The organism is Streptomyces sp. NBC_00193, assembly GCF_026342735.1.
Taxonomy (GTDB): Bacteria; Actinomycetota; Actinomycetes; order Streptomycetales; family Streptomycetaceae; genus Streptomyces; species Streptomyces stoeckheimensis.
In genome coordinates this window covers 1213975-1239309 of the sequence record NZ_JAPEMM010000002.1, presented here as the reverse complement: position 1 = coordinate 1239309, position 25335 = coordinate 1213975, and the positions used below count along the sequence as shown (strand labels likewise).

The 25335-nt window shown below is 73.2% G+C and carries 23 protein-coding genes; 16 read left to right on the top strand and 7 right to left on the bottom strand.

The window, feature by feature from the left end; genetic code table 11:
* The first annotated feature begins 78 nt into the window (after positions 1 to 78).
* The gene (locus OG898_RS33735; RefSeq protein ID WP_250747945.1) at positions 79 to 1209 is read left to right on the top strand and encodes an NADH:flavin oxidoreductase; all 1131 of its coding nucleotides are present in this window, start codon (positions 79 to 81) and stop codon (positions 1207 to 1209) included.
* On the opposite strand, the gene OG898_RS33730 is transcribed toward OG898_RS33735, so the two are convergent.
* Positions 1199 to 2098: a class I SAM-dependent methyltransferase gene (locus OG898_RS33730; protein WP_266962147.1), complete on the bottom strand. Its 900-nt coding sequence runs from the start codon at positions 2096 to 2098 to the stop codon at positions 1199 to 1201. The genes OG898_RS33735 and OG898_RS33730 overlap by 11 nt on opposite strands.
* A gap of 70 nt (positions 2099 to 2168) precedes the next feature.
* Here OG898_RS33730 and OG898_RS33725 point away from each other — a divergent pair, with 70 nt between their 5' ends.
* The 3 genes from OG898_RS33725 (at position 2169) to OG898_RS33715 (ending at position 5123) form a co-directional block, all read left to right on the top strand.
* Positions 2169 to 2810 (top strand): PadR family transcriptional regulator, encoded by a 642-nt coding sequence (locus tag OG898_RS33725; protein ID WP_250747941.1) that lies wholly within the window; start codon positions 2169 to 2171, stop codon positions 2808 to 2810.
* 122 nt (positions 2811 to 2932) lie between these two features.
* Positions 2933 to 4303, top strand: a complete 1371-nt coding sequence (locus OG898_RS33720; protein ID WP_266962145.1) for an FAD-binding oxidoreductase — start codon at positions 2933 to 2935, stop codon at positions 4301 to 4303.
* A 7-nt stretch (positions 4304 to 4310) separates the two neighbouring features.
* Positions 4311 to 5123, top strand: coding sequence for a class I SAM-dependent methyltransferase (locus tag OG898_RS33715; RefSeq protein ID WP_250747937.1), 813 nt, complete (start codon positions 4311 to 4313; stop codon positions 5121 to 5123).
* Here the strand turns inward: OG898_RS33715 and OG898_RS33710 are convergent.
* Both OG898_RS33710 and OG898_RS33705 read right to left on the bottom strand, forming a co-directional pair.
* Entirely contained in the window at positions 5046 to 5465 is a 420-nt protein-coding gene (locus OG898_RS33710) for a hypothetical protein (RefSeq protein WP_266962142.1), read from the bottom strand. The two genes, OG898_RS33715 and OG898_RS33710, sit on opposite strands and share 78 nt — an antisense overlap.
* Complete coding sequence (locus OG898_RS33705) at positions 5462 to 6037, bottom strand: RNA polymerase sigma factor (protein ID WP_266962140.1); 576 nt, start codon at positions 6035 to 6037, stop codon at positions 5462 to 5464. Before OG898_RS33705 ends, OG898_RS33710 begins: the two co-directional genes overlap by 4 nt.
* Before the next feature lie 345 nt (positions 6038 to 6382).
* On the opposite strand from OG898_RS33705, the gene OG898_RS33700 reads away from it, so the two are divergent.
* The 6 genes from OG898_RS33700 (at position 6383) to OG898_RS33675 (ending at position 15322) form a co-directional block, all read left to right on the top strand.
* Positions 6383 to 6769, top strand: a complete 387-nt coding sequence (locus OG898_RS33700) for a CU044_2847 family protein (RefSeq protein WP_250747931.1) — start codon at positions 6383 to 6385, stop codon at positions 6767 to 6769.
* Positions 6766 to 8700 carry a trypsin-like peptidase domain-containing protein gene (locus tag OG898_RS33695; RefSeq protein ID WP_266962137.1) on the top strand — a complete coding sequence of 645 codons (1935 nt, stop codon included), beginning with the start codon at positions 6766 to 6768 and terminating at the stop codon, positions 8698 to 8700. The genes OG898_RS33700 and OG898_RS33695 overlap by 4 nt, the downstream gene beginning before the upstream one ends.
* A 48-nt stretch (positions 8701 to 8748) precedes the next feature.
* Complete coding sequence (locus OG898_RS33690) at positions 8749 to 9789, top strand: MoxR family ATPase (protein WP_250747927.1); 1041 nt, start codon at positions 8749 to 8751, stop codon at positions 9787 to 9789.
* Positions 9790 to 9890: 101 nt separating this feature from the next.
* Positions 9891 to 14567: an FxSxx-COOH system tetratricopeptide repeat protein gene (fxsT, locus tag OG898_RS33685; RefSeq protein WP_266962132.1), complete on the top strand. Its 4677-nt coding sequence runs from the start codon at positions 9891 to 9893 to the stop codon at positions 14565 to 14567.
* Between the two features lie 51 nt (positions 14568 to 14618).
* The gene (locus tag OG898_RS33680) at positions 14619 to 14921 is read left to right on the top strand and encodes a helix-turn-helix transcriptional regulator (protein ID WP_250747923.1); all 303 of its coding nucleotides are present in this window, start codon (positions 14619 to 14621) and stop codon (positions 14919 to 14921) included.
* A complete protein-coding gene (locus OG898_RS33675) occupies positions 14918 to 15322 on the top strand; it encodes a VOC family protein (protein ID WP_266962129.1) in 405 nt (134 codons plus the stop codon). The genes OG898_RS33680 and OG898_RS33675 overlap by 4 nt, the downstream gene beginning before the upstream one ends.
* Here the strand turns inward: OG898_RS33675 and OG898_RS33670 are convergent.
* A complete protein-coding gene (locus OG898_RS33670; protein ID WP_266962127.1) occupies positions 15319 to 16392 on the bottom strand; it encodes an NUDIX hydrolase in 1074 nt (357 codons plus the stop codon). The genes OG898_RS33675 and OG898_RS33670 overlap by 4 nt on opposite strands.
* 136 nt (positions 16393 to 16528) lie before the next feature.
* A complete protein-coding gene (locus tag OG898_RS33665; RefSeq protein WP_250747917.1) occupies positions 16529 to 17164 on the bottom strand; it encodes a LysE/ArgO family amino acid transporter in 636 nt (211 codons plus the stop codon).
* Positions 17165 to 17234: 70 nt separating this feature from the next.
* On the opposite strand from OG898_RS33665, the gene OG898_RS33660 reads away from it, so the two are divergent.
* The 5 genes from OG898_RS33660 to OG898_RS33640 all read left to right on the top strand — a co-directional run bounded on the left by OG898_RS33660 (position 17235) and on the right by OG898_RS33640 (position 21946).
* Positions 17235 to 18146: a LysR family transcriptional regulator ArgP gene (locus OG898_RS33660; protein ID WP_266962124.1), complete on the top strand. Its 912-nt coding sequence runs from the start codon at positions 17235 to 17237 to the stop codon at positions 18144 to 18146.
* Between the two features lie 80 nt (positions 18147 to 18226).
* Positions 18227 to 18619 carry a molybdopterin-binding protein gene (locus tag OG898_RS33655; protein WP_250747913.1) on the top strand — a complete coding sequence of 131 codons (393 nt, stop codon included), beginning with the start codon at positions 18227 to 18229 and terminating at the stop codon, positions 18617 to 18619.
* Between the two features lie 203 nt (positions 18620 to 18822).
* Positions 18823 to 19911, top strand: a complete 1089-nt coding sequence (corA, locus tag OG898_RS33650) for a magnesium/cobalt transporter CorA (protein ID WP_250748010.1) — start codon at positions 18823 to 18825, stop codon at positions 19909 to 19911.
* Positions 19912 to 20001: 90 nt separating this feature from the next.
* Positions 20002 to 20631, top strand: coding sequence for a GNAT family N-acetyltransferase (locus OG898_RS33645; RefSeq protein WP_266962116.1), 630 nt, complete (start codon positions 20002 to 20004; stop codon positions 20629 to 20631).
* Positions 20632 to 20716: 85 nt separating this feature from the next.
* Positions 20717 to 21946 carry an IS30 family transposase gene (locus OG898_RS33640; RefSeq protein ID WP_266956458.1) on the top strand — a complete coding sequence of 410 codons (1230 nt, stop codon included), beginning with the start codon at positions 20717 to 20719 and terminating at the stop codon, positions 21944 to 21946.
* Positions 21947 to 21980: 34 nt separating this feature from the next.
* On the opposite strand, the gene OG898_RS33635 is transcribed toward OG898_RS33640, so the two are convergent.
* Positions 21981 to 22613 (bottom strand): hypothetical protein, encoded by a 633-nt coding sequence (locus OG898_RS33635; RefSeq protein ID WP_266962114.1) that lies wholly within the window; start codon positions 22611 to 22613, stop codon positions 21981 to 21983.
* Between the two features lie 307 nt (positions 22614 to 22920).
* Here OG898_RS33635 and OG898_RS33630 point away from each other — a divergent pair, with 307 nt between their 5' ends.
* A complete protein-coding gene (locus OG898_RS33630) occupies positions 22921 to 23766 on the top strand; it encodes a chitosanase (protein ID WP_266962112.1) in 846 nt (281 codons plus the stop codon).
* Here OG898_RS33630 and OG898_RS33625 read toward each other — a convergent pair.
* A complete protein-coding gene (locus tag OG898_RS33625) occupies positions 23739 to 25166 on the bottom strand; it encodes a glycosyltransferase family 87 protein (RefSeq protein ID WP_266962110.1) in 1428 nt (475 codons plus the stop codon). The genes OG898_RS33630 and OG898_RS33625 overlap by 28 nt on opposite strands.
* Positions 25167 to 25335: the final 169 nt, after the last annotated feature.

Here is a 25335-nt window from a genome sequence, read left to right as displayed (position 1 = left end):
TGTGCATGATACATAGCTTGTGTACTATGCACTTCTCGTCGTCACCCGGCGAGCCACAGCTCAACCCGGAGGACCCGCATGACCGTGACCACGTCCACCGCCTCCCGCGCGGCCGAGATCCTTTCCCGGCCCGTCCGGCTGAACGGCCTGACCGTCCCGAACCGCATCGCGATGGCGCCGATGACGCGGCAGTTCTCCCCCGGCGGCGTGCCCGGCGAGGACGTGCTGGCGTACTACGCCAGCCGGGCCGCCGCGGGCGTGGGCCTGATCGTCACCGAGGGCACCTACGTCGGTCACGACTCCGCCGGGCAGAGCGACCGGGTGCCGCGGTTCCACGGCGAGGAGCAGCTGGCGGGGTGGGCGAAGGTCGCCGCGGCCGTGCACGAGTCGGGCGGCACGATCGTCCCCCAGCTGTGGCACATAGGCATGGTGCGCAAGCAGGGCGAGGCGCCGTACCCCGACGCCCCGGCCATGGGTCCCTCCGGCATCCGCGTCGACGGCACCGAGGGGGCGGGCGAGGCGATGACCCGCGCCGACCTCGACGACGTCATCGGCGCGTTCGCCGACGCCGCGGCGGAGGCCGAGCGGATCGGATTCGACGGTGTCGAACTGCACGGCGCCCACGGCTACCTGATCGACCAGTTCCTGTGGGAGCGGACCAACCGCCGCACCGACGCCTACGGCGGCGACGCGGTGGCCCGTACGAAGTTCGCCGAGGAGATCGTGGCCGCGGTCCGCGAGCGCGTCGCGGCCGACTTCCCGGTGATCTTCCGCTACTCCCAGTGGAAGCAGGAGGCCTACGACGGGCGGCTCGCGCACACCCCGGAGGAGCTGGAGGCCATCCTGGCCCCGCTGGCGGCGGCAGGTGTCGACGCGTTCCACGCCTCCACCCGGCGCTACTGGCTCCCGGAGTTCGAGGGCTCGGACCTGAACCTCGCGGGCTGGACCAAGAAGCTCACCGGCCGGCCGACCATCACCGTGGGCTCGGTCGGCCTCGACGGCGACTTCCTCCGCGCGTTCGCCGGCGAAGGCGCGGCGCTCGGCGACATCGACAACCTCCTGGACCGCATGGAACGGGACGAGTTCGACATGGTCGCCGTCGGCCGGGCGCTGCTCCAGGACCCGCAGTGGGCGGCGAAGGTCCTCGGCAACCGCTTCGACGAGCTGAAGCCGTACGACGCGGCGGCGCTCAAGTCGCTCAGCCGGTAACCGGCGGCCGGATCGGCGGCCGGATCGCTCGGATGATCCAGGTCGCCGAGGCGTAGTGGACGCCGTCGGCGGTCTCGTGCGCCGTGAGGGAGGCGCGCAGGTCGTCGACGGCGCGCCGCCGGCCCTCCTCGTCGAGTCCCTCGAGCATCCAGCCGAGCATGCCGAGGAGGAAGCGCTCCGCGTCGGCGGAGTCCTCGCCGAACCACATCGTCTCGCTGTGGGGTTCCAGCCGGATGCCGGTGAGACCGGCGGCCTCCAGGACGGTGCGGACCCGCTCCGGGTCCGCGAGCGCGAACGGTCCGGGAGCGTCGGGTGCGGGCGCGGGCGGCGGGCGTCCTGCGGCCAGGGCCCGGGTGAACGAGAGGAACCACTCGTTGTCCGCCGCGGCCTGCCAGACCAGTTGGACGAGGCGGCCGCCGGGTCGCAGCGCGCCGGCGATGTTGCGGAAGGCGGCGACCGGGTCGGCGAAGAACATCGTCCCGCTGCGGCTGACGGCCACGTCGAACGCCGCGGAGGGGAAGGGGTGGACCTGGGCGTCGGCCCGGACGAAGTCGGCGTTGCGCAGTCCTTCGGCCGCCGTACGCTCCCGCGCCACCCGCAGCATCTCCGCCGACAGGTCCACGCCCAGGGCCCGGCCGCCGCTCGCCCGTCGCGCGGCGTCGCGGGTGGTCTCACCCGTGCCGCAGCCGATGTCCAGCACCCGGTCGGCGGCGGATATGCCGGCCGCGGCGAGGAGGTGCGGGTGGTGGGCGCGTATCGCCCGGTCGTACCGATCGGCGTGCTCCGCCCAGTACGCGCCCTCGTGACCGTCCCAGGCACGGGCCTGTTCGGCGTTGGCGGGATCGACCCCGGGATCCACCCCGGGACCGACCCGAAGCGTGCTGACCATGACCACCACCGCCTATGCTGGCAAAATAGTCCCAAAGGGACTATTTCCGGAATACGCCTCAAGGGTGGCGATGTCAATGGGCCCGGCGCTCACCACCACGTCGTACGCGATCCTCGGCCTGCTCTCGGTCCGGCCCTGGAGCACCTACGAGCTCGCACAGCAGATGGACCGGAGCCTCGGCCGCATCTGGCCCCGGGCCCAGAGCAAGCTGTACGAGGAGCCGAAGAAGCTCGTCCGCCACGGCCTGGCCGAGGCGACGCGAGAAGCGGTCGGGCGGCGGCCGCGCACCGTCTACCGCATCACCGCCGAGGGGCGGCGCGCGCTGGCCGACTGGCTGCCCGAGCCGAGCGCCGGGCCGGTCCTGGAGTCCGAACAGCTCCTGAAGGTGTTCTTCGCGGACTCCGGTACCAGCGCCGACACCTTGGCCACCCTCCGCGGTGCCCGGGCCTGGGCCGAAGAGCGCAACCAGGACAACGCCGCGACCGCGCGCGCCCATCTCGCCGGCGAGGCCCCGTTCCCGGAACGGGCCGCCCAGACGCTGCTCGTCGGCCGCTTCCTCACCGACTACTACCGGCTCGTCGCCACCTGGGCCGAGTGGGCGACCGCCATCGTCGAGCAGTGGCCCGACGATCCCGCGGACGCCGCCCCCGACCCCGAGGAGCTGGCCGAGGTCCTTCGGCGAGCGAGCTGGAGCGCCACGGAGAAGGCCTGAGCGTTCGGATTGCCGCTCCACCCATTCGGCGTAGCGTGAATTGAGGGCCTATCCACTGGCGGACAGTCCCGGGCGCGCCGGAGGTCACTCCGCCCCGGGCCGGGGCAAGAGGAGCGATGGCCATGGGCAACCTCACTGTGGACCAGCTGAGTCAACGGGTGCGCGGCACCGTCGTCACTCCGGGGGACGAGGAGTACGACGAAGCCCGCAAGGTCTACAACGCCATGATCGACAGACGGCCGGCCGTCGTCGTGCGCTGCGCCAACGCGGGCGACGTCATGGCGGCCGTCGACTACGCCCGGGAGAACGGGCTCGACCTGGCGGTCCGGGGCGGCGGGCACAGCGTGCCCGGCTTCGGCACCTGCGACGACGGCGTGGTCGCCGACCTGTCCGCGATGCGCGGCGTCCGCGTCGACCCCGTACGGCGGACGGCGCGCGCCGAGGGCGGCGCGACCTGGGGCGACTTCAACGCGGCCACCCACGCCTTCGGCCTGGCGACGACCGGCGGGATCATCTCCACCACCGGCGTCGGCGGCCTCACCCTGGGCGGAGGCATCGGCTACCTCGACCGCGGACTGGGCCTGAGCTGCGACAACCTGATCTCGGCCGATGTGGTGACGGCGGACGGACAGCTCGTCGTGGCGAGCGAGCAGGAGCACGAGGACCTCTTCTGGGCGCTGCGCGGCGGTGGTGGCAATTTCGGCGCGGTGACCTCCCTCGAATTCCGGCTCAGTCCCGTCAAGGACATCTACGGCGGGCCGATCCTCTACGAGCTGGACAGCGCCGGCACCGTGCTGCGCGCCTTCCGGGACTTCATCGCCGACGCGCCGGAGCAGCTCGGCGGGTTCCCGGCCTTCCAGATCGCCCCGCCGCTGCCGTTCATCCCGGAGGACCGGCACGGCGACACCTTCGTCCTGATCGTGTCGTGCTGGGCGGGCCCGACGGAGGAGGGCGAGCGCGCCCTCCAGCCCTTCCACGACTTCGCCCCGGTGGTCGCGGAGCACGTCGGCGTCATGCCGTATCCCGCGCTGAACAGCGCCTTCGACGCACTGGTGCCGCCCGGCCTCCAGCACTACTGGAAGGCCAACTTCGTGACGGAGCTGACCGACGACGCGATCGAGGCGCACCTGGTGCACGGTGCCCGCGTGCCCGCCGTCAACTCGACGGTCCACATCTACCCGATCAACGGTGCCTGCCACCGCGTCGCCCCGGACGCCACGGCCTTCGCCTACCGGGACGCCTCCTTCGCCACCGTCATCGCGGGCATGTGGCCGGACCCCGCCGACAACGAGGCCAACACCGCCTGGGTCCGCGACTACTACGAGGCCACGGCCCCGCACTCGGAGGAGGGCGGCTACGTCAACTTCATGGCGGACGACGACCAGGAGCGCATCCGCGCCAACTACAAGGGCAACTACGACCGCTTGGTCCAGGTCAAGGGCACGTACGACCCGGGCAACCTCTTCCACCTGAACCAGAACATCAAGCCGTAGCGGAGCGGTGGCGGTGGCGGTGGGCGCCACGGTGTGGGGCGAGGGCGAAGCCTACGAGCCGTACATCGGGCGGTGGAGCCGGCACGTGGCGGCGGAGTGCGTCCGGCGGCTGGACGTGGCGCCGGGCGGTGACTGGCGGGACATCGGCTGTGGCACGGGCGCCGTCACGCAGGGCGTCCTGGACGTGGCGGACCCCGAGCGGGTGGTGGGAGCCGACCCGTCGGACGGCTACGTCCGGTACGCCCGGCTGCACGTCACGGATGCCCGGGCCCGGTTCGTACGCGCCGACGCGATGGCACTGCCGTTCCCGGACGGCCGGGCGTCGGCGGCGGTCAGCGGCCTGGTCCTCAACTTCGTCCCCGTCCCCGAGCGGGCCCTCGCCGAGATGGCCCGCATCGTGCGCCCCGGCGGCACGGTCGCCGCGTACCTCTGGGACTACACCCGGGGAGGCATGGAACTCATCCGCCACTTCTGGGAGGCCGCCGTCTCCCTGGACGCGGGCAGCCGGGAGCTCGACGAGGCCGTCCGCTTCCCGTGGTGCGCGCCCGGGCCGCTGGAGGAGCTGCTGCGGTCGGCAGGAATCACGGACGTGGAGGTCGACGAGATCAGGATCCCCACCCGCTTCAGGGATTTCGACGACTACTGGGCCCCCTTCCTGGGTGGCCAAGGGCCTGCGCCGTCGTACCTCGCCTCACTGCCGCCGAAGCGGCACGATGCCTTGCGCGAGCACTTGCGCGCTCGCCTACCCGTCGAGGCCGACGGGTCGATCGCGCTGACCGCCCGCGCCTGGAACGGCCGGGGGAGGCGTCCGGCCCGCTGACGGGGTGAGGGTGCAGACGCCGTCCGTGCAGCTGCGCTCCAGGCGGCCGCGCGAGATGGTCTGCGCCAGGCCGACCATCCAGCACGTCGGGCAGCCACGGAAGGCGACGAGGGCCAAGGGGGCCGCGAGCAGGGCGACCGGGCCGACGACGGGCACGAGGGCGATCGAGCCGATGATCAGCCCGAAACCCAGGGCGCCGCGCGCCAGATGGCGCGGGACGGACGCGCTGGCGAAGTCCGGCCCGGGTGCGGAGGAGCGTACGGGCTTCGCGTGCTCCACGTGCTGCACGGGCTTCGCGTGCTCCACGGGCTTCATGGTGTTCATGTTCTTCACGGTGTTCACCGTCGGGTGTCTCCTTCGACTACTGGCGGGTCGATCGCCGTCAAGGTGTGGCGCAGTGCCGCGCGGGCCCGGTGCAGCCGCGATTTCATCGCGGCGGTGCTCAGGCCGAGCGCATCGGCGACGGCCTTGCCCGACAGGCCCTGGACGTCCCGCAGGATCAGGACCTGGCGCTGGTCACGGGGAAGGGCGCTGACCGCGGCCGCGATCCGCTCCGCCTCCAGCCCGCGCAGCACGGCGTCCTCCGCGGACGGGTCCGCCGACTCCGGGTGGGCCGGTGCTTCGTCGCTCCGCGCGAGGAGCAGCCGTACCTGCCGCAGGCACTCGTTGCGCACGATCCGGAACATCCACGAGGCGAGGGCGCCGGTGGCCCGCAGGGTGCCGATCTTCCGGTAGAGGATGATCAGCGCTTCCTGCGCCGCGTCCTCGGCGTCCTGGGGCGAGGAGCAGAGCGAGAGGGCGAACCTGCGCACATGAGGCTGCGATTCCATGACGACGGTGGTGAGCGAGGTGACGTCGCCGTCCTGAGCGGCCTTGATCAGCCGCTCGTCCGGCCAGGGGAAACGTGGGTTCATGTGCTGCTCATTCCGGAAGGTGTCCTACGGCAGGGCGTGCAGGGTCTGCAGGGTCTGGTCAGGCTCGGCTCTTGTACCGCCGGATCAGGTGCCGGCTGCACGCGCCCACGAGCAGGGCTCCGATCACTACGAGACCGGTGATCATCATGGTTCTTCCTCCTGGCTCCGCCGGCCCCTTCGGCCGGTACACGGACAAGAGGCGGGGACGCCCGAAAAGGATTCAGCCGAAGGTTCCGAGTCGCGCCAACTCCCTGCACGATCCGGACACGAGCCTGCACAATGGCCTCCGGCAAGGTCAACGGGGCTCGGATGAGGCCCAGTTGTCCGGCGGCTGGGGGAGAGGCCATGGAACGGCAGATCCAGGAGATCGAACTGCCCAACGGGGAGACCGTACTGGCACGCGTCAGCGTGATGCGCCCCGAGGACGCTCCCCGCGGATCGGACGAGTTCGCCTACGACGACGTGGGCGCGTTCGACCACCTGACCGCCCGGGTGGATCAGCTGAACGAGCTGGTCAGCGGCATCGGTTCCGCCGTACTCGAATCCGCGCGGGCCGCCCGCCCCGATGAGGTCAGCGCCACCTTCGGGATCGAGCTGGCGGTGAAGCCGGGCAAGGCCGTCGCCATGCTGGCGGACGGCGAGGCCAAGGCCGCGATCTCGGTCACCCTCACCTGGAGCCGCCGAGAAGCCGAAGGCAGGGTGGGCCCGGGCCCGGACGACGCAAGCGGATGACGGCGGCGAAACTCGAGGAGCTCACACGCCGCGCCACGGTGCGGATCGGGCCCCAGGGGGACCCGGACAGGCTCTGGGGCACCGGGTTCTTCGTCGCACCCGGCTGGGTGCTCAGCTGCGCCCACGTGATTCCCGGAGTGGAGCGGCCGGAGGCGGTGGGCACCTTCCTGGTGCACGGACGGCACGGCAGTACGCCGGCCCGGCTCGGGTACTGGCTGGGCGGGGGGTTCGACCCCGAACAGGACCTCGTGCTGATCCGGCTGGCGGACGACTCGGTCCGGCACACGTGCGTACGGCTCGGCGACCGGAGCGACGCACCCTCGCGGGTGACGGTCTACGGGTGGCGCGCGGCCGAGGGCTGCAAGCCCCAGACGTGGAGCGGGCACTGCGTCATCAACGGCAGCGACGGATCGAGCGGGCTCACCCTCGGCCCCGAGACCGAGATCCCCCACGGAGCCTCGGGCGGCCCGGTGCTGGACCGGGACCGCGGCGTCGTCCTCGGTGTGGTCAAGGCGCGCAGGCGCGGCAAGGACGGCGGGCTGGCCATCGCCGCCACGGCGCTGCGCGGGTTCGCGCGGGCGGTGCCCGTCGGCGGTGAGCAGGGGCTGGGGCGCGAACCGTACCGGGAGCTCATCCGCGCCCACGACCAGTGGCACCACCGCATGCGGGAGGAGCCCGGCTCGGAGGCGAAGTCCTGGGTGGCCGCGCAGGAAGGGATCGTCCCCTCGGGCGAGCGGGTCTGGACCCCGAGGGACAGCGCCGCGGCGTCCGCCCTGCTGGCCGAACTGCCTCCGCCCGTCTCCACGCGGGAACTCGAATCGCTCATCGAAGTGGCGGTGGGCGAGGAGCCCCTGTGGCCGGGGGCGGTCGCGGCGCGCGACTGGCGCGACGGACACGGCTGGCTCTACGAGACGGCCGACGGCGACGACATCGCCTTCCTGCACTACCTCCTGCTCGTGGCCAGGACCTGCGCCGCGGAACGGCCCGGGCCGGCCGCCGCACTGGAGCGCTGGGCGCTGCAGCGCGCCGGACAGCTGCCCGTCTACTACCGGGCGCTGCTGAAGGCGCCCAGGATCGCCGCCTGGGTCGCCGAGCGGGCCGCCGGGGCGGAGGCGGGCGGCCCGGTGGTCGCGGTCGAGCTCCGCCCGGACGCCTACCGGCCGCAGGACCGTTTCCACTGGCGGATCTGGACCTGGGCCGAGGAAGCGGGCTGCTTCCGGGCCTGGGACGAGGGGGACGAGCCGGAGGGCGCCTCGCTCGCCGAACTGCCGTACCTCCTGAGCGAGCCGCTGCACGAGATCTTCGGCCGGACCGACACCGAGGACGGGCCCGCACGGCTCGAATTCGTGCTGCCCGTCGAGTGCTTCGACGAGAACGTGCACCTGTGGCGCTCCCGGCTCGTCGCGCGGACCATGCGCCCGGACCCCGCCGACCGGCCCTTCGGCGTCCACCGGCAAGTGGTGCTGCGCCCGCTGGAAAGGGAGGCGACCCCCCGGGAGCTGCACAGGGAGCGCTGGCTCGGGGTGGCCGAGGGGGCCCTGGAAACGCTGCCCCTCAGATGGCCCGAAGCGGGGAGCGAGGTGCTGGAGGCGGCGCCGGCCGGCGCCGTACCGCTGGTCTGCAGAACGGCGGGCGACGGGGCCGAACCGCTGCGCGAGGTGATCAGAGCGGGATACGCCGTCGCCCTGTGGCGCCGGGGCGACCCGCACCAGGCGGGCTGCGGCACGCCCTGCGGGGACCTGGAGGACCGGGTGGCACGGCTGCTGCGCCGGGCCCGGCGGGCCGGCGCGCTGCCCGAGGAACTGCGGATGCTGCGCGAGCGCATCAGCAGGGCCGACGCCGATGCGGACTGGGCCGAACCGCTGGCCCTGCTCTACGACGACCCGGACCGTCCGCTCCCCGAGCCGGCAGGCCTGCTGAACTCGCCCTGACCCCGCCGGCCGCCGGCCCCGCCGCGATCGTTACCCGAGGAGTACGTCATGACCACCCCCGACTGGTTCGTCTTCCGGGGCACCGGCGAACCGCACGACGGTGTCGACCGCCTGCCGGACCCGCCCCCCTGGCGCGACTTCGACGGTTCGCCGGTGGTCTCCGGGCCCCCGGACCTGGGCGCGGAGTCGACCCGGCGGCTGGGCTCCGACGCGGCCATGGGATCCGCGGGCCTCGCCTGGCGCCCGGCCGAACTGGAGATGATCAACGCCGCCCTGTACCTGCGGCGCCCCCTGCTCGTGACGGGGGAGCCGGGCTCGGGGAAGTCGACGCTCGCGCACGCCCTCGCCCACGAACTGGGGCTCGGCCGCGTCCTGCACTGGCCGGTCGTCAGCCGTACGACGCTGCGCGAGGGGCTGTACTCGTACGACGCCATCGCCCGGCTCCAGGACATGCAGCTGGCCCGCGAGGGGGGCGAGGACCACACGCGGGACATCGGCCGCTACCTCCGCCTCGGCCCGCTCGGCACCGCGCTGCTGCCGTACGAGAAACCCCGCGTGCTCCTCGTCGACGAACTCGACAAGAGCGACATCGACCTGCCCAACGACCTGCTGAACGCACTGGAGGAAGGGGAGTTCACCATCCCCGAACTCCAGCGCCTCCAGGCGGTCCAGGAGGCCGTCGAGGTCGACACCGACGACGACACCCGGGCCGAGGTCACGAAGGGCAAGATCCGCTGCCGGGCCTTCCCCGTGGTCGTGATGACCAGCAACGGCGAACGGGACTTCCCCGTCCCGCTGCTGCGCCGCTGCCTCCGCCTGGAACTGTCGTCGCCCAAGGACGACGAATGGGGCAACGGCCGCCTCCGGTCCATGGTCCGCGCCCACTTCGGCGAGGACGACGCCGAAACCAACGACGCCCTGATCCGGCAGTTCCTCACGAGCAGGCCCGGCGCCCTGCGCACGGCGGACCAGCTCCTCAACGCCATCTACCTGACGCAGGAGACGGTGCGCGGCGACGAGTCCGACCGGCAGCGGCTGGCCGAGCTGCTGATGCGCCCCCTCGACCACGGTGAACCCGGGCCGAGCTGATGGCCGCCGAGTCCCCCGGGTCCCCCGAGCCCCCCGGGTCCCCCGAGCCCCCCGGGTCCCCCGAGCCTCGCGAGTCCCGGCCCGATCCGCTCCCGGAGCTGGTGCGCAGACTGGTGTCCGCGGGCGCGGAACCGACGGCCCGCGAGCTCGCCGAGGCGCTCTGGCTGGCCCGGCACGTGGATCCGGCCGCGCCCTCGCTCCGGGCACCGGCCGAGCAGCCCGTCGCCGGTGTGCCGGCCGGGGATGCGCGGGGCCCGGCCGGGGACGCGCCGGGCCCGGCAGGCGGCGGCGGCGGTACGGACGGACCCCCGGAGCGCACCGAGCGCACCCGGCTGTACGCGGACCACCCCCGCCACCGCGGCCGGGGCCCGGGCACGGCCGAGGGCCTCGAACGGGTCCGGGTCCCCATGGCCACCGCCCTGCCGCAGCCCCTGGCACTGGTGCGGGCCCTGCGCCCGCTCCAGCGGTACCGGGCCCCCGTGCGCCGGGTGGAGGACCAGCTCGACGAACAGGCCACGGCGGAACGGGCGGCGCTGACGGGTCTGTTGCTGCCCGTCAGCCGGTCCTCCACCCGGCGCGAGGCCCGGATCCGTCTCGTCATGGACGTGTCGACCTCGACCCCGGTGTGGCAGCGGACCCTGGGGGAACTGAGCGAGATCCTCGCCGGGACCGGAGCCTTCCGCGAGATCCTGGTCCACCACGTCCGCGAGGCCGGGGACGGACGGCTGCTGATCGGTCCCGCCCGGGACGGGAGCCGCCCGTTCTGGGGAGCGGAGCAGCTGAGGGACCCCTCCGGCCGGCAGCTGACGCTGGTGCTCAGCGACTGCGCCGGACCGCTGTGGCGTGCGGGACGGATGCAGCGGCTGATCCACCGCTGGAGCGCGGTGGCGCCCGTCGCCCTGGTCCAGCCGCTGCCCCAGCGCATGTGGCGGCGCACCCATCTGCCCGCGCTGCCGGGAACCCTGAGGCGCCCCGAGGGGCTGGCGGGCCGGCTCGCGTTCGTCCCGCTCGAAGGCGGTACCGCGGCAGGGCCGGTCCCCGTGCCCGTGCTCGCGCCGACCGGCGCGGGGCTGGGAGCATGGGCGCGCCTCCTGTCGACGTCGACCGGCCTCGCGCTGCCGGCGGCGGCCGGCTGGGTGGGCCCCGACCACGCGCCGGCCCTCCCCGTCGGCACGGACCGTACGCCGCCCCCCGCCGAGCTGATCGGGTCGTTCCGCCGGACCGCCTCGCGCCCCGCCCTGCAACTGGCCGTGGCGCTCTCGGCCGTCCCCCTCAGCCTCCCCGTGATGCAGCTGGTACAGCGCAGTACGGCCCCCGGTACGGGACCGTCCGTCCTCGCGGAGGTCCTGCTCAGCGGGCTCCTGCGGCGGGCCGAGACCGACGGGTGGTACGAGTTCGTGCCCGGCGTGCGCGAGGCGCTGCTGCGGGCGTTGCCCCTGGGTGAAGCCCTCCTCGTACTCAAGTACTGCGGGGAGTACGTGGAACGCCACTTCGGGCGGCGCGCCCACAACTTCCCGGCCCTCGCCCGTGCCTGCCTCACCGGCGAGGAGCACTCCGACGGGAACGGCGAGCTGCTCACCCCGCAGGCCTTCGCCGACGTCTCCGCGCTGGTGGTCCGGCGCTACGCACAGGCCGCAGCCGGCCGGGGTGCGGTGCGGGAGAGGGAAGCGGAGGAGCGCGCCCGGGCCGAGGAGGAGGTGCGGATCGCCGAGGAGCGGGTACGGGCCGAGGAGCGGGTACGGGCCGAGGAGCGCGAGCGGGCAGCGGCGCGGGAGCAGGAGCGGGCACGCGCCGAGGCGCCGACGCACCCCGAGGAGAGCGGCCGCGTCGGGAACGTCGTCCTGGTCTACAGCGGTTCCAACAGGCCGTGGGCGGTCTGGCTGGCCCACCGGCTGGAGGCCCACGGACTGGGCGCCGCACTGAGCCGCTGGGACCCGGCCCCCGGGCAGCGGCTGGAGGACGAGCTGCGCCGGCTGCTGCCGCGCCGGGGCTCGGTGCTGATGGTGCTCAGCGAAAACTTCTTCGCCACGGGAGACCGGACCGACCGGGAGTGGAACACCGCGTGGAGCTCCCTCGCCCCGTCGGAGCTGGACCGGTTCGCCGCGGTCGCCCTGACCGAGGCGAGGCTGCCCGCGACGCCGCTGGAGCCCGTGACCCTGTGGGGTGTGGACGCGTACGAGGCGGAGTACCGGGTGCTGCGCCGCCTGCGGATGCCCACCGAACGGATCCGCGCCGAGACCGGCCGGCGCGGCCCCCGCTTCCCGAACGACCCGCCCGAGATCTGGGGCCGGGTCCCGCGCCGCAACACCCGCTTCACCGGTCGCGACGACCTCATGGCCCGCCTGCACACGACCCTGTCCGAAGCCCCGCGCAGTGGCTCGGCCGTCACCCTCCTCGGGCTATCCGGCATCGGCAAGACCCAGATCGCCGTCGAGTACGCCCACCGCTTCGCCGCCGAGTACGACGCGGTGTGGTGGGTCCCCGCCGAGGACCGGGCCACCGCGCGCGAGCGTCTCGTCGAACTGGCCCCCGCCCTCGGCCTGCCGCGCGGCGCGGGCAGCCACGGCGACCAGATCCGGGCCGTGCTCGAAGCGCTGAGGCGGGGAACTCCCCACGACCGGTGGCTGATCGTCTTCGACGGCTGCGACAACCCGGACGACCTCACCGACCTGCTGCCCTCCGGCCCCGGCGACATCATCATCACCTCGCGCAACCGCGAGTGGGCCTCCCGGCACACCAGCATCGTGGAAGTCCCGCTCTACGACCGCTCCGAGTCCGTTGCCTTCGTCCGCCGCCGGGCGGTGCGCCTCACCGCTGCCGAGGCCGACCGGCTCGCCGAGGCACTGGGGGACTACCCGCTCGCGCTCGACCAGGCCGCCGGCTGGCTCGCCGACTCCCCGCTCGGCGTGGGGGAGTACGTCGCCCTGCTGGAGGGCGTGGACTCCCGCGAGCCCCTCACCCTCTCGGAGGACTACCCGCTGCCCTTCCAGACCGCGCTGGCCATCCTCCTCAACAACATCCGGGTCAACTTTCCCGACGCCCTCACCCTGCTGCGGCTGTTCGTCTTCTTCGCCCCCGGCCCGGTCCCGCTGTGGCTGCTGCGTGATTTCCCCGCGAGGGAGGTACCGGAACGGGTAGCCGGGATGCTCGGCGACCCCGTCCGGTGGAACGAGGCCCTCAACAAGCTGGTCCAGTTCTCCGTCGTACACCTGGAGCACTCGGACGGGCCCGTGGGAGAAGGCAGCGGCGGGACGGGCACCGCACAGATTCAGCGCACGGTGCACCGTGTCGTCCGCGAGAACCTCTCCGAGGAGGAGGCCGAACCGCTGGCCCGCGCCGTTCAGCGAGTGCTCGTCGAGGCCGCCCCCGGCCGGCCCACCGACTCGCGGCTCTGGCCCCGGTACGCCGAACTCGTCCCGCACCTGGGACCCTCCGGCGCCCTCACGAGCAGCGACCCGAGCACCCGGACCTTCCTCCTGGACTGCGTGCGCTACCTGGTACTCGCAGGCGAGTACCCCGCCTGCCTGCGCCTGTGCGAGGACATCGGCCGCTCCTGGCGGTCCGTACTCGGCGCGGACCACCCCACCCTGCGCGAGCTCGCCTCCCTGCACATCACGGTGCTGCGCCTCCTCGGCCGACCGGGCCAGGCCGAGGAGGCATTCCGCGAGCTCCTCCCCGGCGCCGGGCCGGGACGCGGCCGCAGCCGGCAGGACCTGCGGGAGGAGCGCGCTCGCGGTCTGCTCCTGCTCGCCCTCGGCCGGTACGAGGAGGCCCGTGAGTGGATCGAGCCGCTGGTGCACGCCACGCGGGAGCTGCTCGGCCGGGACGACTCCACCACCTTGCAGGCCCGGCACGATCTGGCCACCGCCTACCGGCTGCTGGGCCGCTACCAAGAGGCCCACGACCTCGACCAGGAGACCCTGCTCCGCCGCGAGCGCATGCTGCGGGCCCGGCACCCCTCCACCCTCTCCTCCGTCCTCGCCCACGCCGTGGACCTGCGGTTGCTGGGGCACTACCGGGAGGCGCGGGCCCTGCAGGAACAGGGCGTCAGACGCGTCAGGCAGATGCTGGGCCCCTCCCACCCGCTGGCCCTGAGCGCCGAGCACAACCTCGCGATGTGCCTGCGCGGTGACGGAGACCTCCCCGGCGCGGGCCAGCTGCTGCGGACCGTGCGGGAGCGGGCTGCGCGCCTCTTCGGAGCCGACTCCCCGGGGGCGTTGGCCGTGGCCTGCGACCACGCCGCGTACCTCCGTGAGCACGGGGACATCGACGAGGCGCGCGGGCTGTCCGAGGACGTGCTCCGTGCGTACGAGAGGCAGCTGGGCCGGGCCCATCCGTACGCCATCGGTGCGATGGGCAACCTCGCCCTGGTCCTGCGGGCACAGGGCGAGCGCGAGGAAGCGCTGTCGCTGGCGGAGCAGGGGCTGGCCGGAATGCGGGGCGCGCTCGGCACGCGGCACCCGTGGACGCTGGGCTGCGCCCTGAACGTCACCGCGCACCGCCAGGTCAGGGGGCACGTGGAGGAGGCGCTCTCCCTGAGCCGGGAGACCCTGCGGGGCGCGGAACAGGCGTTCGGTCCGACGCACCCCATGACGTTCGCCGCGCAGATCGCCCTCGCCGCGGACCTCCGCGTCGTACGCGCGCGCGAGGAGGCGGACAAGTACGAGGACGCGGGGATCAGGGGCCTTGCGAGCACCTTGGGCGTCCAGCACGTCCAGACCGTAGCGGCGAGACAGCGGAGCCGTCCGTACTGGGACTTCGCGCCCATTCCGGAATGACGGCGGCTTCTCCGGTTGATAGGCAAGTGGTTGCTTGCCTATCCTGTGGGTGTGGCCGACGAACTCTTCAGAGCCTTGGCCGACCCGACCCGCCGCACCATCCTCGACGAGCTCGCGGAGAAGTCCGGGCAGACGCTGTTCGAGATCTGCTCGCGGCTGACGATGAAGCACCGGCTGGGCATCTCGCGCCAGGGCGTCTCCCAGCACCTCGCCGTGCTGGAGGCCGCCGGACTCGTCGAGACCAGGCGGGAGGGCCGGTACAAGTTCCACGACCTGAACACGGCCCCGCTGCGGCAGATCGCCGAGCGGTGGCGCATGCCCGACCCGCCCGGACCGGAAGAGAGCACCCCATGAAGATCCACCTGACCAGCGTCTTCGTCGACGACCAGGCAAAGGCCCTGCACTTCTACACCGAGATCCTCGGCTTCGTGAAGAAGTACGACGTCCCGCTGGGCGGGGAGCACCGGTGGCTGACCGTGGTCTCGCCCGCCGAGCCCGGCGGCACCGAACTCCTCCTGGAGCCCGCCGCCCACCCGGCCGCCAAGACCTACCGGGACGCCCTCGTCGAGGACGGCATCCCGCTCGCCCAGTTCGCCGTCGACGACGTCACGGCGGAGTACGAGCGCCTGCGCGGCCTCGGCGTCCGCTTCACGCAGGAACCGCTGGAGACGGGCCCCGTCACCACCGCCGTCTTCGACGACACCTGCGGCAACCTGATCCAGATCGCCACGCAGCCGAAGTCCGCCGACCTCTAGGCCCCGTCCACGAGCCGGCCGTGGTGGAGTTCCAAGGGGCCGCCCGGTGTGGTGCGGGCCGCGAGGCAGGACTCGATCTGGCGGCGGAGGGCCGGTTTCGCGAACCGGCGCAGTTCCGCCGGGGGGACCGTGCGCCATTCGAGGAGTTCCGTCCGGGGCAGGCGGATCCGGGCCAGGGTGGGGGCGTCGAGGGTGCCGCCGTCGTAGAGGAAGCGGACGCGGGCCGGATAGCCGGAGCGGTGGGACCAGTTGACGGCGAGCAGCGGGCCCGGGACCAGGTCGAGGCCGAGCTCTTCGAGGACCTCCCGGCGGGCCGCGGTGCGCGGGATCTCGCCGAGGTCGCTGTCGATGCCGCCGCCGGGCAGGTTCCAGTGGTCCGGATCGCCGTACGCGGGCCGCACGAGCAGGACCCCGCCCGCGGAGTCGGTGAACAGCACGCTCGCGGCCGTCAGGGCCTTGGGGCGGGCGGCGCGGTGGCCGGCGGTGTCGTAGGAGCCCGTGTGCTCCAGCTCCGCCCGGCGCACGGGGTCGAAGCCGGCCGGGGAGCCGGGCTGCGGCACCCCGTCGATCAGGTGCGCCAGGGAGCCGGAGTGCAGGGCGGCCAGGGCGGCGCGCAAGCGGGATCCCTTCCGGGTGCCCAGGGCCTCGTAGGCCTCCTCCGGGGTGAGCCAGCGCGCCTCGGTGACCTCCCCGTCCGGGAAGGAGATGGCGGAGGTCTCCTCGGGTGTGAGCGGGCCGACGAGGTGGACGTGGACGACGAGGGAGCGGCCGAGGGGCCCCGACGGGCGGGAGTCCACGGCGAGCAGCCGCCCGACCGGCGCGCTCAGGTCCAGCTCCTCCTTGAGCTCGCGGGCCAGCCCCGTTTCCGGGGTCTCCGTGTCCTCCACGCTCCCGCCCGGGAGTTCCGGCTCCGCCTTGTACGAGGTGGTGAGGACGAGGACCCGCCCGCGCGGATCCAGCACGATCCCGGTGGCGGCGACGAGGGGCGAGGGCTGGGCGGCGTAGTAGGCGCGGACCGCGTCGGTGTACGGGGACGCGGAGGGCGGCGGGGTCGGGGGCTGATCCGGCACGGGGGCTCCTGGTGGTGCGGGGGAATGCCGTACGAGGTGGCGCGGGTGGCCGTACGAGGCTGCGGGCACATGATCCGTACCCACTCGGGGCCTGTCCATGGGACGGACCCTCGGCAGCCTCGCCGCCCGGCGGGGTTCAGGCCCGGGCGAGGAGCAGGCCGCCCATCGTGACCATGGTCGCGGCGACGAGCCCGTCCAGGGCGCGCCAGGCCGCGGGCTTGCCGAGCGGGCCGCTGAGCAGCCGGGCGCCGTAGCCGAGCGCGCCGAACCAGGTGAGGCTCGCCAGGACGGCCCCGGCGCCGAAGGCCCAGCGCAGGTCGCCGCGGCCGGCGGCGATGGATCCGAGCAGCAGCACGGTGTCGAGGTACACGTGCGGGTTGAGCCAGGTCATGGCCAGGCAGGTCAGCACGGCGCGGCGGGTGGCGGCCGAGCCGGCGGCCCTGCCGGTGGCGTCCGCGGTGAGGGCGGCGCCCGGGTCGGGGCGCAGCACCCGGCGGGCGGCCAGGGCTCCGTAGCCGATCAGGAAGGTGCCGCCGACGAGTCCGACGAGGGTGAGGGCGGGCGGCCAGGCGGTGACGAACGCGCCCACGCCGGCCACGCCGAGGGCGATCAGGGCCGCGTCGGAGAGGGCGCAGATGGCGACCACGGCGAGGACCGACTGGCGGCGTACGCCCTGGCGCAGGACGAAGGCGTTCTGGGCGCCGATGGCGACGATGAGCGAAAGGCCGGTGCCGAAGCCCGCGAGGCCCGCCGGGATGATGCCGTGTGTCATGTCTTCGACCGTAGGCAGCGGCGCGGCGAGGAGTACAGCTAAAGATTCTTACCTACCATTAGCCGCTGTGATGGATGAGCTGCCTGTGGACCAGGTGCGGACCCTGCTCGCGGTGATCGACGAGGGCACCTTCGACGCGGCGGCCGCCGCCCTGCACGTGACCCCCTCCGCCGTCAGTCAACGCGTCAAGGCGTTGGAACAGCGGACCGGGCGGGTACTGCTGATGCGGACCAAGCCCGTGCAGGCGACCGAATCGGGGGAGGTCCTCGTCCGCTTCGCGCGGCAGCTCGTCCGGCTGGAGCGCGACGCGCGGGCCGAGCTGGGCATGGCCGAGGGCCTGGGACCGGTGCGGCTGCCGATCGCGGTCAACGCGGACTCGCTGGCCACGTGGTTCCTGCCCGCGCTGACGGGGGTGCCGCAGGATCCGCCGGTCTGCTTCGAACTGCACCGGGAGGACGAGGCGCACGCGACCGAACTGCTGCGGGACGGGCGCGTGATGGCCGCGGTCACCTCGCAGCCGGTGCCCGTGGCGGGGTGCACGGTGCGCAGGCTGGGGCTCGTGCGGTACCTGCCGGTGGCGAGCCCGGAGTTCGCGGCGCGGCACCTGCGCGACGCGGTGGAGCGGGACCTGCGGAAGGCTCCGGTCGTCGTGTTCGACCGGCTGGACCTGCTCCAGGACGAGTTCGTGCGGGTCCTGACGGGGGACGCGGCGGCCAGGGCGTCCGCCGTACGTCACTACGTGCCGACGTCGGAGGGGTTCTGCGACGCGGCGACCGCCGGACTGGGCTGGGCGATGCTGCCGATGGTGCAGGCCGACCCGTTGCTGGAGGCGGGGGAGCTGGTGGTGATCGCGCCCGGGCGGAGCCTGGAGATCCCGCTGTACTGGCAGCAGTGGAAGCTGGACTCGCCCGCGCTGTCGATGGTGGCGGAGGCGGTCACGCGGGCGGCCGCGCAGGCGCTCGGCCAGGACGGGTCCTTCTGAGCGGACCCGGGAACCGCGCGCGGGCCGGACGGGCGCCTTGGCCTGCGAGGACCGGCCGGGGGAGGGCTTAGGCTGCGGGCATGGAGTCCTACACCATCGGCCAGGCGGCGCGGCTGCTCGGCGTCAGCGTAGACACGGCCCGACGGTGGGCCGACGCGGAAAGGTTCCCGACGCATCGGGACGGTACCCGGCGGATGGTCGACGGGCCGGACCTCGCCGCGTTCTGCGTGGAGGTCGCGCAGGAGGGCGGCGACGGCGACGGGGCACCGTACACCTCGGCGCGCAACGCCTTCCCCGGCATCGTGACGGGCGTGAAACTGGGCACGGTCGACGCGCAGGTGGAGATCCAGGCCGGACCGCACCGCGTCGTGTCGCTGCTGACCCGGGAGGCCGTGGAGGAACTCGGCCTGGAGGTCGGAGCGAGGGCGACGGCACGGGTGAAGTCCACGAGCGTCTTCATCGACCGGGCCTGAGGCGGGAGGGCTCGCGGGCGCGGGCCCTGAAGCCGGGGCCTGAGGTCGGGGGCCTGAGGGCGGGACCGCGAGGCCGGGGCCCTGAAGCCGGGGCCCGAGGACGGGCCCCGGGAGCGAAGGCCCGAGCGTAGGGCGTTCGTGGCGTCCGCGTGCCGGTGGCACACTGGCCGCTGATCCGCCGAAGGGGAGTACGTCCGTTGTCCATGTTCAGCAACCTGCGCCGGGCCGTGCGCCGTACCTACCGGCGGACCGTCGACCTCAGTCACCCGGCCCGCTCCCCGCTCGGCAGCGCCGTCGTCAACTGCATCGTCTACCGGGAGGGCGTGCGCCAGGACGGCCACGGCCACGCCGATGTGGGCGAGGCGCTGCGCCGGGTCCGCAAGACGGGCGAGGGCTTCGTCTGGATCGGGCTGCACGAGCCCTCGCAGGAGGAGTTCGCCGGGCTCGCCGAGCTGCTCGGCCTGCACCCGCTCGCCGTCGGGGACGCGGTCCAGGCCCACCAGCGGCCCAAGATCGAGCGCTACGACGACACCCTCTTCGCCGTGTTCAAGACCGTGCGGTACGTGGAGCACGAGGAACTGACCGCGACCAGCGAGGTGGTGGAGACCGGCGAGCTCATGGCCTTCGCCGGCGCCGACTTCGTCATCACCATCCGGCACGGCGGCCGCGGCACCCTGGGGTCGGTCCGCGAGGAGCTGGAGGCGCTCCCCGAGCACGTGGCCAAGGGGCCGGTCGCCGTCCTGCACGCGCTGGCCGACCACGTGGTCGACGAGTACGTGGCCGTCACGGACGCGGTGCAGAACGACATAGACGATGTCGAGACCATGGTCTTCAGCGAGCACGGCGGCCGCGGGGACGCCGGCCGGATCTACCAGCTCAAGCGCGAACTGCTGGAACTGCGCAGGGCGGTGGCCCCGCTGAGCCGCCCGCTCCAGCAGCTGAGCACGCAGCCGATCCCGGTCATCCCGCCGGAGATGCGCACGTACTTCCGGGACGTCGCCGACCATCTGACCCGTGCCACCGACCAGATCGCCGCGTACGACGCCCTCCTGGACTCGATACTGCAGGCCCATCTCGCGCAGGTGACCGTCGCCCAGAACGAGGACATGCGCAAGATCACCGCGTGGGCGGCCATCGTCGCCGTTCCGACGATGGTCTGCGGGGTCTACGGCATGAACTTCGAGCACATGCCCGAACTGCACTGGACCTACGGATATCCCCTCGTGCTCGGGGTGATGGCCGTCGCGTGCTTCGTCATCCACCGGGGCTTCCGGCGCAACGGCTGGCTCTGACCGGGCCGGCAGAAAACCCCTTCGAGGACGACCGGTAGTGCCCGGTAGGGTCCTCGGGGCGGCGCGCAACACGAGAAACGGCAGGTCGGGATGGATCAGGCGGCGGTGGACGGCGCGGTGGCGACGGCGGTACTGGCCGGAGAGCGGGTGCGGCTGGAGCCGCTCGAACTGCGGCACCACGACGGGCTGTGCGAGGCGGTCCGCGACGGCAGCCTCTGGGAGCTCGCGGTGACGATCGTCCCGCACCCCGACGACGTCCGGGGCTTCATCGAGGACGCGGTCGCGGCGCGGGCGGCGGGCACGCAGATCCCGTACGCGACGGTGGACGCGGAGACGGGGCGGGTCATCGGGTCCACCCGGCTGATGGTGATCAACACCGCGAACCGGCGGCTGGAGATCGGCTGGACCTTCCTGGCCGCGTCCCGGCAGCGCAGCGGAGCGAACGCGGAGGCGAAGCTCCTGATGCTGACGCACGCCTTCGAGGTCATGGGCATGAACCGGGTCGAGCTGCTCACGGACGTGCGGAACGCGAAGTCGCGGGCCGCGATCACCCGGCTGGGCGCGCAGCACGAGGGCGTACTGCGGCACCACATGGTCATGCGGGACGGCTGGATCCGCGATACGGCGGTGTACTCGCTGACGCGCCCCGAGTGGCCGGAAGCGAAGCGGGGCCTGCAGGCCCGCCTGGCGGCCCACCCCGCCGGCCGCTCCGGAGCCTGACCGAAGCCCGACCGAATCCCGACCGAAGCCCCGCCCGGTCCTTGAGTTCTAGTGGTCGTCGCAACACCCCAGTTCAAGGGGTGCGATGGACTTCAAGATCAGAGAGAACCGGGGGCCTGGGGGCGGTGGCCCTCTGATGCGTGAGCGGGAGGTATATCTCCAGCTCATGCGCCAGGGACACAGCAACACGGAAGCGTGCCGGATCGTCGGGATCAACGTGCGGACCGGCAAGCGCTGGCGCAACGGCTGGCACTCGCCGCCGTGGGGGAAGCCGAAGCCTCCGATCACCGTGGAGGCTTCGGCTCCCGGCCCGTCGCGGTATCTCCGGGAGACGGACCGCATCCACATCGCCGACCGGCTACGGGAGAAGGCGTCGATCCGGCAGATAGCCGCCGAGCTGGGCCGCAGCCCCTCGACAGTGAGCCGCGAGATACGCCGCAACAGCGCCTTGTGGTCAAACGGCCAGTGGGTCTACCGGCCACATGCCGCCCACCGTCGGGCCGAACAGCGCAGGCCTCGTCCGAAGCCCGGCAAGCTCGGCCAGAACCCCGACCTGCGCGAGTTCATCCAGCAGCGCCTTGAACTGCGCTGGAGCCCAGAACAGATCTGTCACGCTCTACGGGCCGTCTTCCCCGACCAGCCGGAGATGCACGTGGTCCACGAGACGATCTACCAGGCCCTCTACGTCCAGGGCCGCGGAGAACTCCGTCGGGAACTCACCCGGGCCCTGCGGACCGGGCGGGCCATGCGCCGGCCGCACCGGCAGTCCCACAAGCGCCAGCCCCGTGCGATCACGGGCATGGTGATGATCAGTGAGCGTCCGGCCGAGGTCGCTGACCGGGCCGTTCCCGGCCATTGGGAGGGCGATCTGATCATCGGCAAGGACGGCAAGTCCGCGATCGCCACGCTCGTCGAGCGCAGCACCCGCTACGTGATGCTCGCCCCACTGCCCCACGACCACACTGCGGGCAGCACGAAGAACGCGCTGGTCGAGGCCATATCGTCGCTTCCGCCGCACCTGAAACGATCCCTAACCTGGGACCAGGGCTCGGAGATGGCCTCGCACAAGGCGTTCACCCTAGCCACCGACGTCCCGGTCTACTTCTGTGACCCGGCCAGTCCCTGGCAGCGCGGGTCGAACGAGAACACGAATGGCCTGCTGCGCCAGTACTTCCCCAAAGGCACCGACCTCGCGGTCCACCCCCGCAACCATCTGGACACCGTTGCCGCCGAACTCAACGGCCGCCCACGCAAAACGCTCGGCTGGGAAACCCCGGCCGAGCGCCTCGCTAAGCTCCTGGCCACAGCCAGTTGACCACTTGTGTTGCAACGACCCCTGGAATTCGCCGTCAGCGGGTGGCGCGGGTCAGGAAGTGGCTGGGGGCGTCCTCGTACGTGGCCACGTGCCAGCCCGCCGCTTCGAGGGCCGGGCGGAGGTTCGGCTCGGCCAGCGGGTCGTCGGGGCTGACGGCGCGCCCGTGGCGGGCCGCGCGCTCCGCCCGCCCGGAGGGGTGGAAGAGCAGCGCGCGCTGCCCGGGGCGCAGCCGCATCCGGGCGACGGCGGCCTCGTACGCCGGTGTCTGGTGGGCGAACCGCTCCTCCCAGGCGGCGGCCCGGGGCGTGAAGAAGGCGCGGGTGGCGGTGGTTTCGGCCCGCTCGGCGACCAACTCGGCGAAGCGGCGCAGCAGTTCGCAGTCGGCCTCGTCGGGGACGGGGAGCCCCCAGGCGCTGGCGCCCACCCGGAACCCGTGCGGCGCGGAGCCGTCGCCGAGCAGCGGATCGGCGCTGCCGCCGCCGGTGCCGTCCGTGCCCGCCGCCTCGGTGAGCAGCCGGGCTCCCTCGCCCAGGGCGAGGACGGGCACTTCGGCGGCCAGTGCCGGCCCGACGAGGGGGAGGGCGGCGGGGGTGGCGCCGGGGGAGAGGACCAGCGCGTCGATCCCGGTGAGGGTGGCCGGCAGGGGGCGTCGGCGCCGGGCCGGCACGGGTGGATCCGCAGCCCGGCCGCCTCGATGGCGGCGGTCGGTGCGTCTCCGATGACGAGGACGGCCATCGGTGCCTCCCTCTCCTGCGTCGTGCTCGCGCCGTTGATCACGTATCTGAGCTTTCAATGGCCAAAATAGGCCGCATCTGCGTAATCATGCCCCGGGCAGCCTCTCATGTGCCAGGGGCGGGTGTATCGCACTCCATCCGGTGCGGGTGGGTCGTGCCGGGCCCTTGAGGTGGCGGGACTTCTGGTAGTAAAGTTTCCTAACGAAGTCGCCCGAGCATCAACTCCCTCATGGAGGCACTGTGTTCACCCCCCACCGCAAGCGACTGGCCGTCAGTACCTTGCTCGGCGCCGCCCTTCTCGCCGTGCCCGTCACCGCCCACGCGACGGCCGCCGCCCCCACCGCGGCACCCGCCTCCGCGGAGGTGTCGGCCGCCGCCGTCGGACTCGACGACCCGGCGAAGAAGGACATCGCCATGCAGATCGTCTCCAGCGCCGAGAACTCCTCGCTGAACTGGAAGGCGCAGTACAAGTACATCGAGGACATAGACGACGGCCGCGGCTACACGGCCGGCATCATCGGCTTCTGTTCCGGCACCCACGACATGCTCGAACTCGTCGAGTACTACACGCAGATCAAGCCGGGCAACGTCCTCGCCAAGTACCTCCCCGCCCTGCGGAAGGTCGACGGCAGCGATTCGCACGCCGGCCTCGACCCCAACTTCACCAAGGACTGGGTGAAGGCGGCCTCCGACTCCGACTTCAAGAAGGCCCAGAACCACGAGCGCGACCGGGTCTACTTCAACCCGGCCGTGAAGCAGGGCAAGGCCGACGGGGTCGGCGTGCTCGGGCAGTTCACCTACTACGACGCCATCGTCATGCACGGCAACGGCGACGACTCCACCAGCTTCCGCAACATCCGCAAGCGCGCCCTGACCAAGGCCAAGCCCCCGGCCCAGGGCGGCAACGAGACCACCTGGCTCAACGCCTTCCTCGACGCCCGGGTCTGGGCGATGAAGCAGGAGGAGGCGCACAGCGACACCAGCCGCGTCGACACGGCCCAGCGGGTGTGGCTCAAGAAGGGCAACCTCAACCTCAACACCCCCCTGGACTGGAAGGTCTACGGGGACCCGTTCCACATCGGCTGACCGCTCCGAGGAGCATGAGGCGGCGGCCCGGGGGCAACTCCCCTCCCTCCCCGGGCCGCCGCCCGCCGCCGCAGCACCCACCCCACGAGCACGGCCGCGCCCGCCAGCCCGTACGCCACCGGGATCGTCGCCCCGCCCAGCGCGCGCACCGAGACGTACGCCGCCGCCCCCGCGACCGCCACCCCCAGCCACTCGGCGCGGCCGTCCAGCGCCACCAGCGCGATCAGCAGCAGCGCGTACCAGGAGTACCCCGGGGTCATCAGCAGGAACGCCGTGCCCGTCACCAGCAGCGCCGCGCTCCACGGCTGCCGCGGATCCCCGCGCCGCCAGACGTACGCCGTCACCGCCAGCATCCCGACCGCGACCGCGGGCACCGACCAGGAGTCCGGGAGCACGAGGCGCAGCAGCGCGTAGCGGCCGCCCGCGCCCGGGTCCTCGTACCCCTCCTCCTCGGCGTAGCCGCCCAGGTAGCCGAAGACCGATGCGCGCGAGGCCAGCACGTACGGCAGGTAGGCCAGGCCCACCACCGCGGCCGCGGGCAGCAGCAGCGCCGCCGCGTCCCGCCACCGCCGTACGCCGGCCAGCGCGCCCGGCAGCAGCACGGCGGGCAGCAGCTTCGCCGCGATCGCCAGCCCGAACAGGGCGCCGCCGGGCGCGCGTCGGCGCACCACCACCCCCAGTGCCGCCACCGACAGCAGGACGGCGAGCACGTCCACGTGCGCGTTGTTCACCGCCTCCACCGCCACCGCCGGACACCAGGCCCAGTACGCGGCGGTACGCGGCCGCGCGCCCCGGCGGCGCTGGACCAGCAGCAGCGCCCCGGTGACGGCGAGCGCCAGCAGGGCCCCTCCGGTCTGCAGGGCCTTGTGCCGCACGCCCGCCGGGGACAGGGCGTGGACCAGCCCGAACCACCCCTCCGCGACGGGCGGGTAGACGGTGTGGACGGCGGGCCGGTTGATGCGGGTGCACACCCCCGGCTCGATGCCCACCCGGTCGGGCCCTGCGCAGGCGGCCGCGCCGCGCGGGAACAGCCAGTCGTCGCGCAGGGTGCGCAGCGCCGGATCGGCGGGGGTGTGGTCGTACGGGGAGATCCCGGCGGCCTGCACCCGCCCGTCCCAGGCGTAGCGGAAGGAATCGGTGCTGGTCAGCGGCGGCCCGGCGAGCCCCGCCGCGCAGACGGCCAGCGCACCCGCCAGCACGAGCGGGACCACGTACCGCTCCGGCACCCGCCGCAGCGACCAGGCGGCCGTGCCGAACAGCGTCCAGGCGGCCGCGTACCACCAGGTGAGCCGCGCCGGGTCGGCGAAGTAGCCCTCCTCGCGCACGGCGGGCACGAGAACGGCGGTCAGCGCGGCGAGCAGCAGCACGGTGAGGAGGGTCCGGGCGCGGGGGTGGTCCATACGGGCCAGCCTGGCAGCGCGGGGCGCCGCCGGGCGGGCGACCCGGCCCGGCGTCCGCGTTTCGTAAGGTGTCGGGCCGCCCGCGCGGGGCCCGGCGGCGCTCTCATGGAGGGCATGACTCCGCCCCCGCCTCCGCCCGCACCTCCACCCACGCCGCCGGCCGCGCCGC

Bases quoted from the DNA above. Each gene is read 5' to 3' on its own strand.
- OG898_RS33725 (WP_250747941.1), top strand. From the start codon at position 2,169: ATGTCAATGGGCCCGGCGCTCACCACCACGTCGTACGCGATCCTCGGC.
- OG898_RS33730 (WP_266962147.1), bottom strand. From the start codon at position 2,098: ATGGTCAGCACGCTTCGGGTCGGTCCCGGGGTGGATCCCGGGGTCGAT.
- OG898_RS33700 (WP_250747931.1), top strand. From the start codon at position 6,383: ATGGAACGGCAGATCCAGGAGATCGAACTGCCCAACGGGGAGACCGTA.
- OG898_RS33645 (WP_266962116.1), top strand. From the start codon at position 20,002: ATGGATCAGGCGGCGGTGGACGGCGCGGTGGCGACGGCGGTACTGGCC.
- OG898_RS33695 (WP_266962137.1), top strand. From the start codon at position 6,766: ATGACGGCGGCGAAACTCGAGGAGCTCACACGCCGCGCCACGGTGCGG.
- OG898_RS33705 (WP_266962140.1), bottom strand. From the start codon at position 6,037: ATGAACCCACGTTTCCCCTGGCCGGACGAGCGGCTGATCAAGGCCGCT.
- OG898_RS33735 (WP_250747945.1), top strand. From the start codon at position 79: ATGACCGTGACCACGTCCACCGCCTCCCGCGCGGCCGAGATCCTTTCC.
- OG898_RS33675 (WP_266962129.1), top strand. From the start codon at position 14,918: ATGAAGATCCACCTGACCAGCGTCTTCGTCGACGACCAGGCAAAGGCC.
- OG898_RS33655 (WP_250747913.1), top strand. From the start codon at position 18,227: ATGGAGTCCTACACCATCGGCCAGGCGGCGCGGCTGCTCGGCGTCAGC.
- OG898_RS33665 (WP_250747917.1), bottom strand. From the start codon at position 17,164: ATGACACACGGCATCATCCCGGCGGGCCTCGCGGGCTTCGGCACCGGC.
- OG898_RS33720 (WP_266962145.1), top strand. From the start codon at position 2,933: ATGGGCAACCTCACTGTGGACCAGCTGAGTCAACGGGTGCGCGGCACC.
- OG898_RS33640 (WP_266956458.1), top strand. From the start codon at position 20,717: ATGGACTTCAAGATCAGAGAGAACCGGGGGCCTGGGGGCGGTGGCCCT.
- OG898_RS33690 (WP_250747927.1), top strand. From the start codon at position 8,749: ATGACCACCCCCGACTGGTTCGTCTTCCGGGGCACCGGCGAACCGCAC.
- OG898_RS33660 (WP_266962124.1), top strand. From the start codon at position 17,235: ATGGATGAGCTGCCTGTGGACCAGGTGCGGACCCTGCTCGCGGTGATC.
- OG898_RS33625 (WP_266962110.1), bottom strand. From the start codon at position 25,166: ATGGACCACCCCCGCGCCCGGACCCTCCTCACCGTGCTGCTGCTCGCC.
- corA (WP_250748010.1), top strand. From the start codon at position 18,823: ATGTTCAGCAACCTGCGCCGGGCCGTGCGCCGTACCTACCGGCGGACC.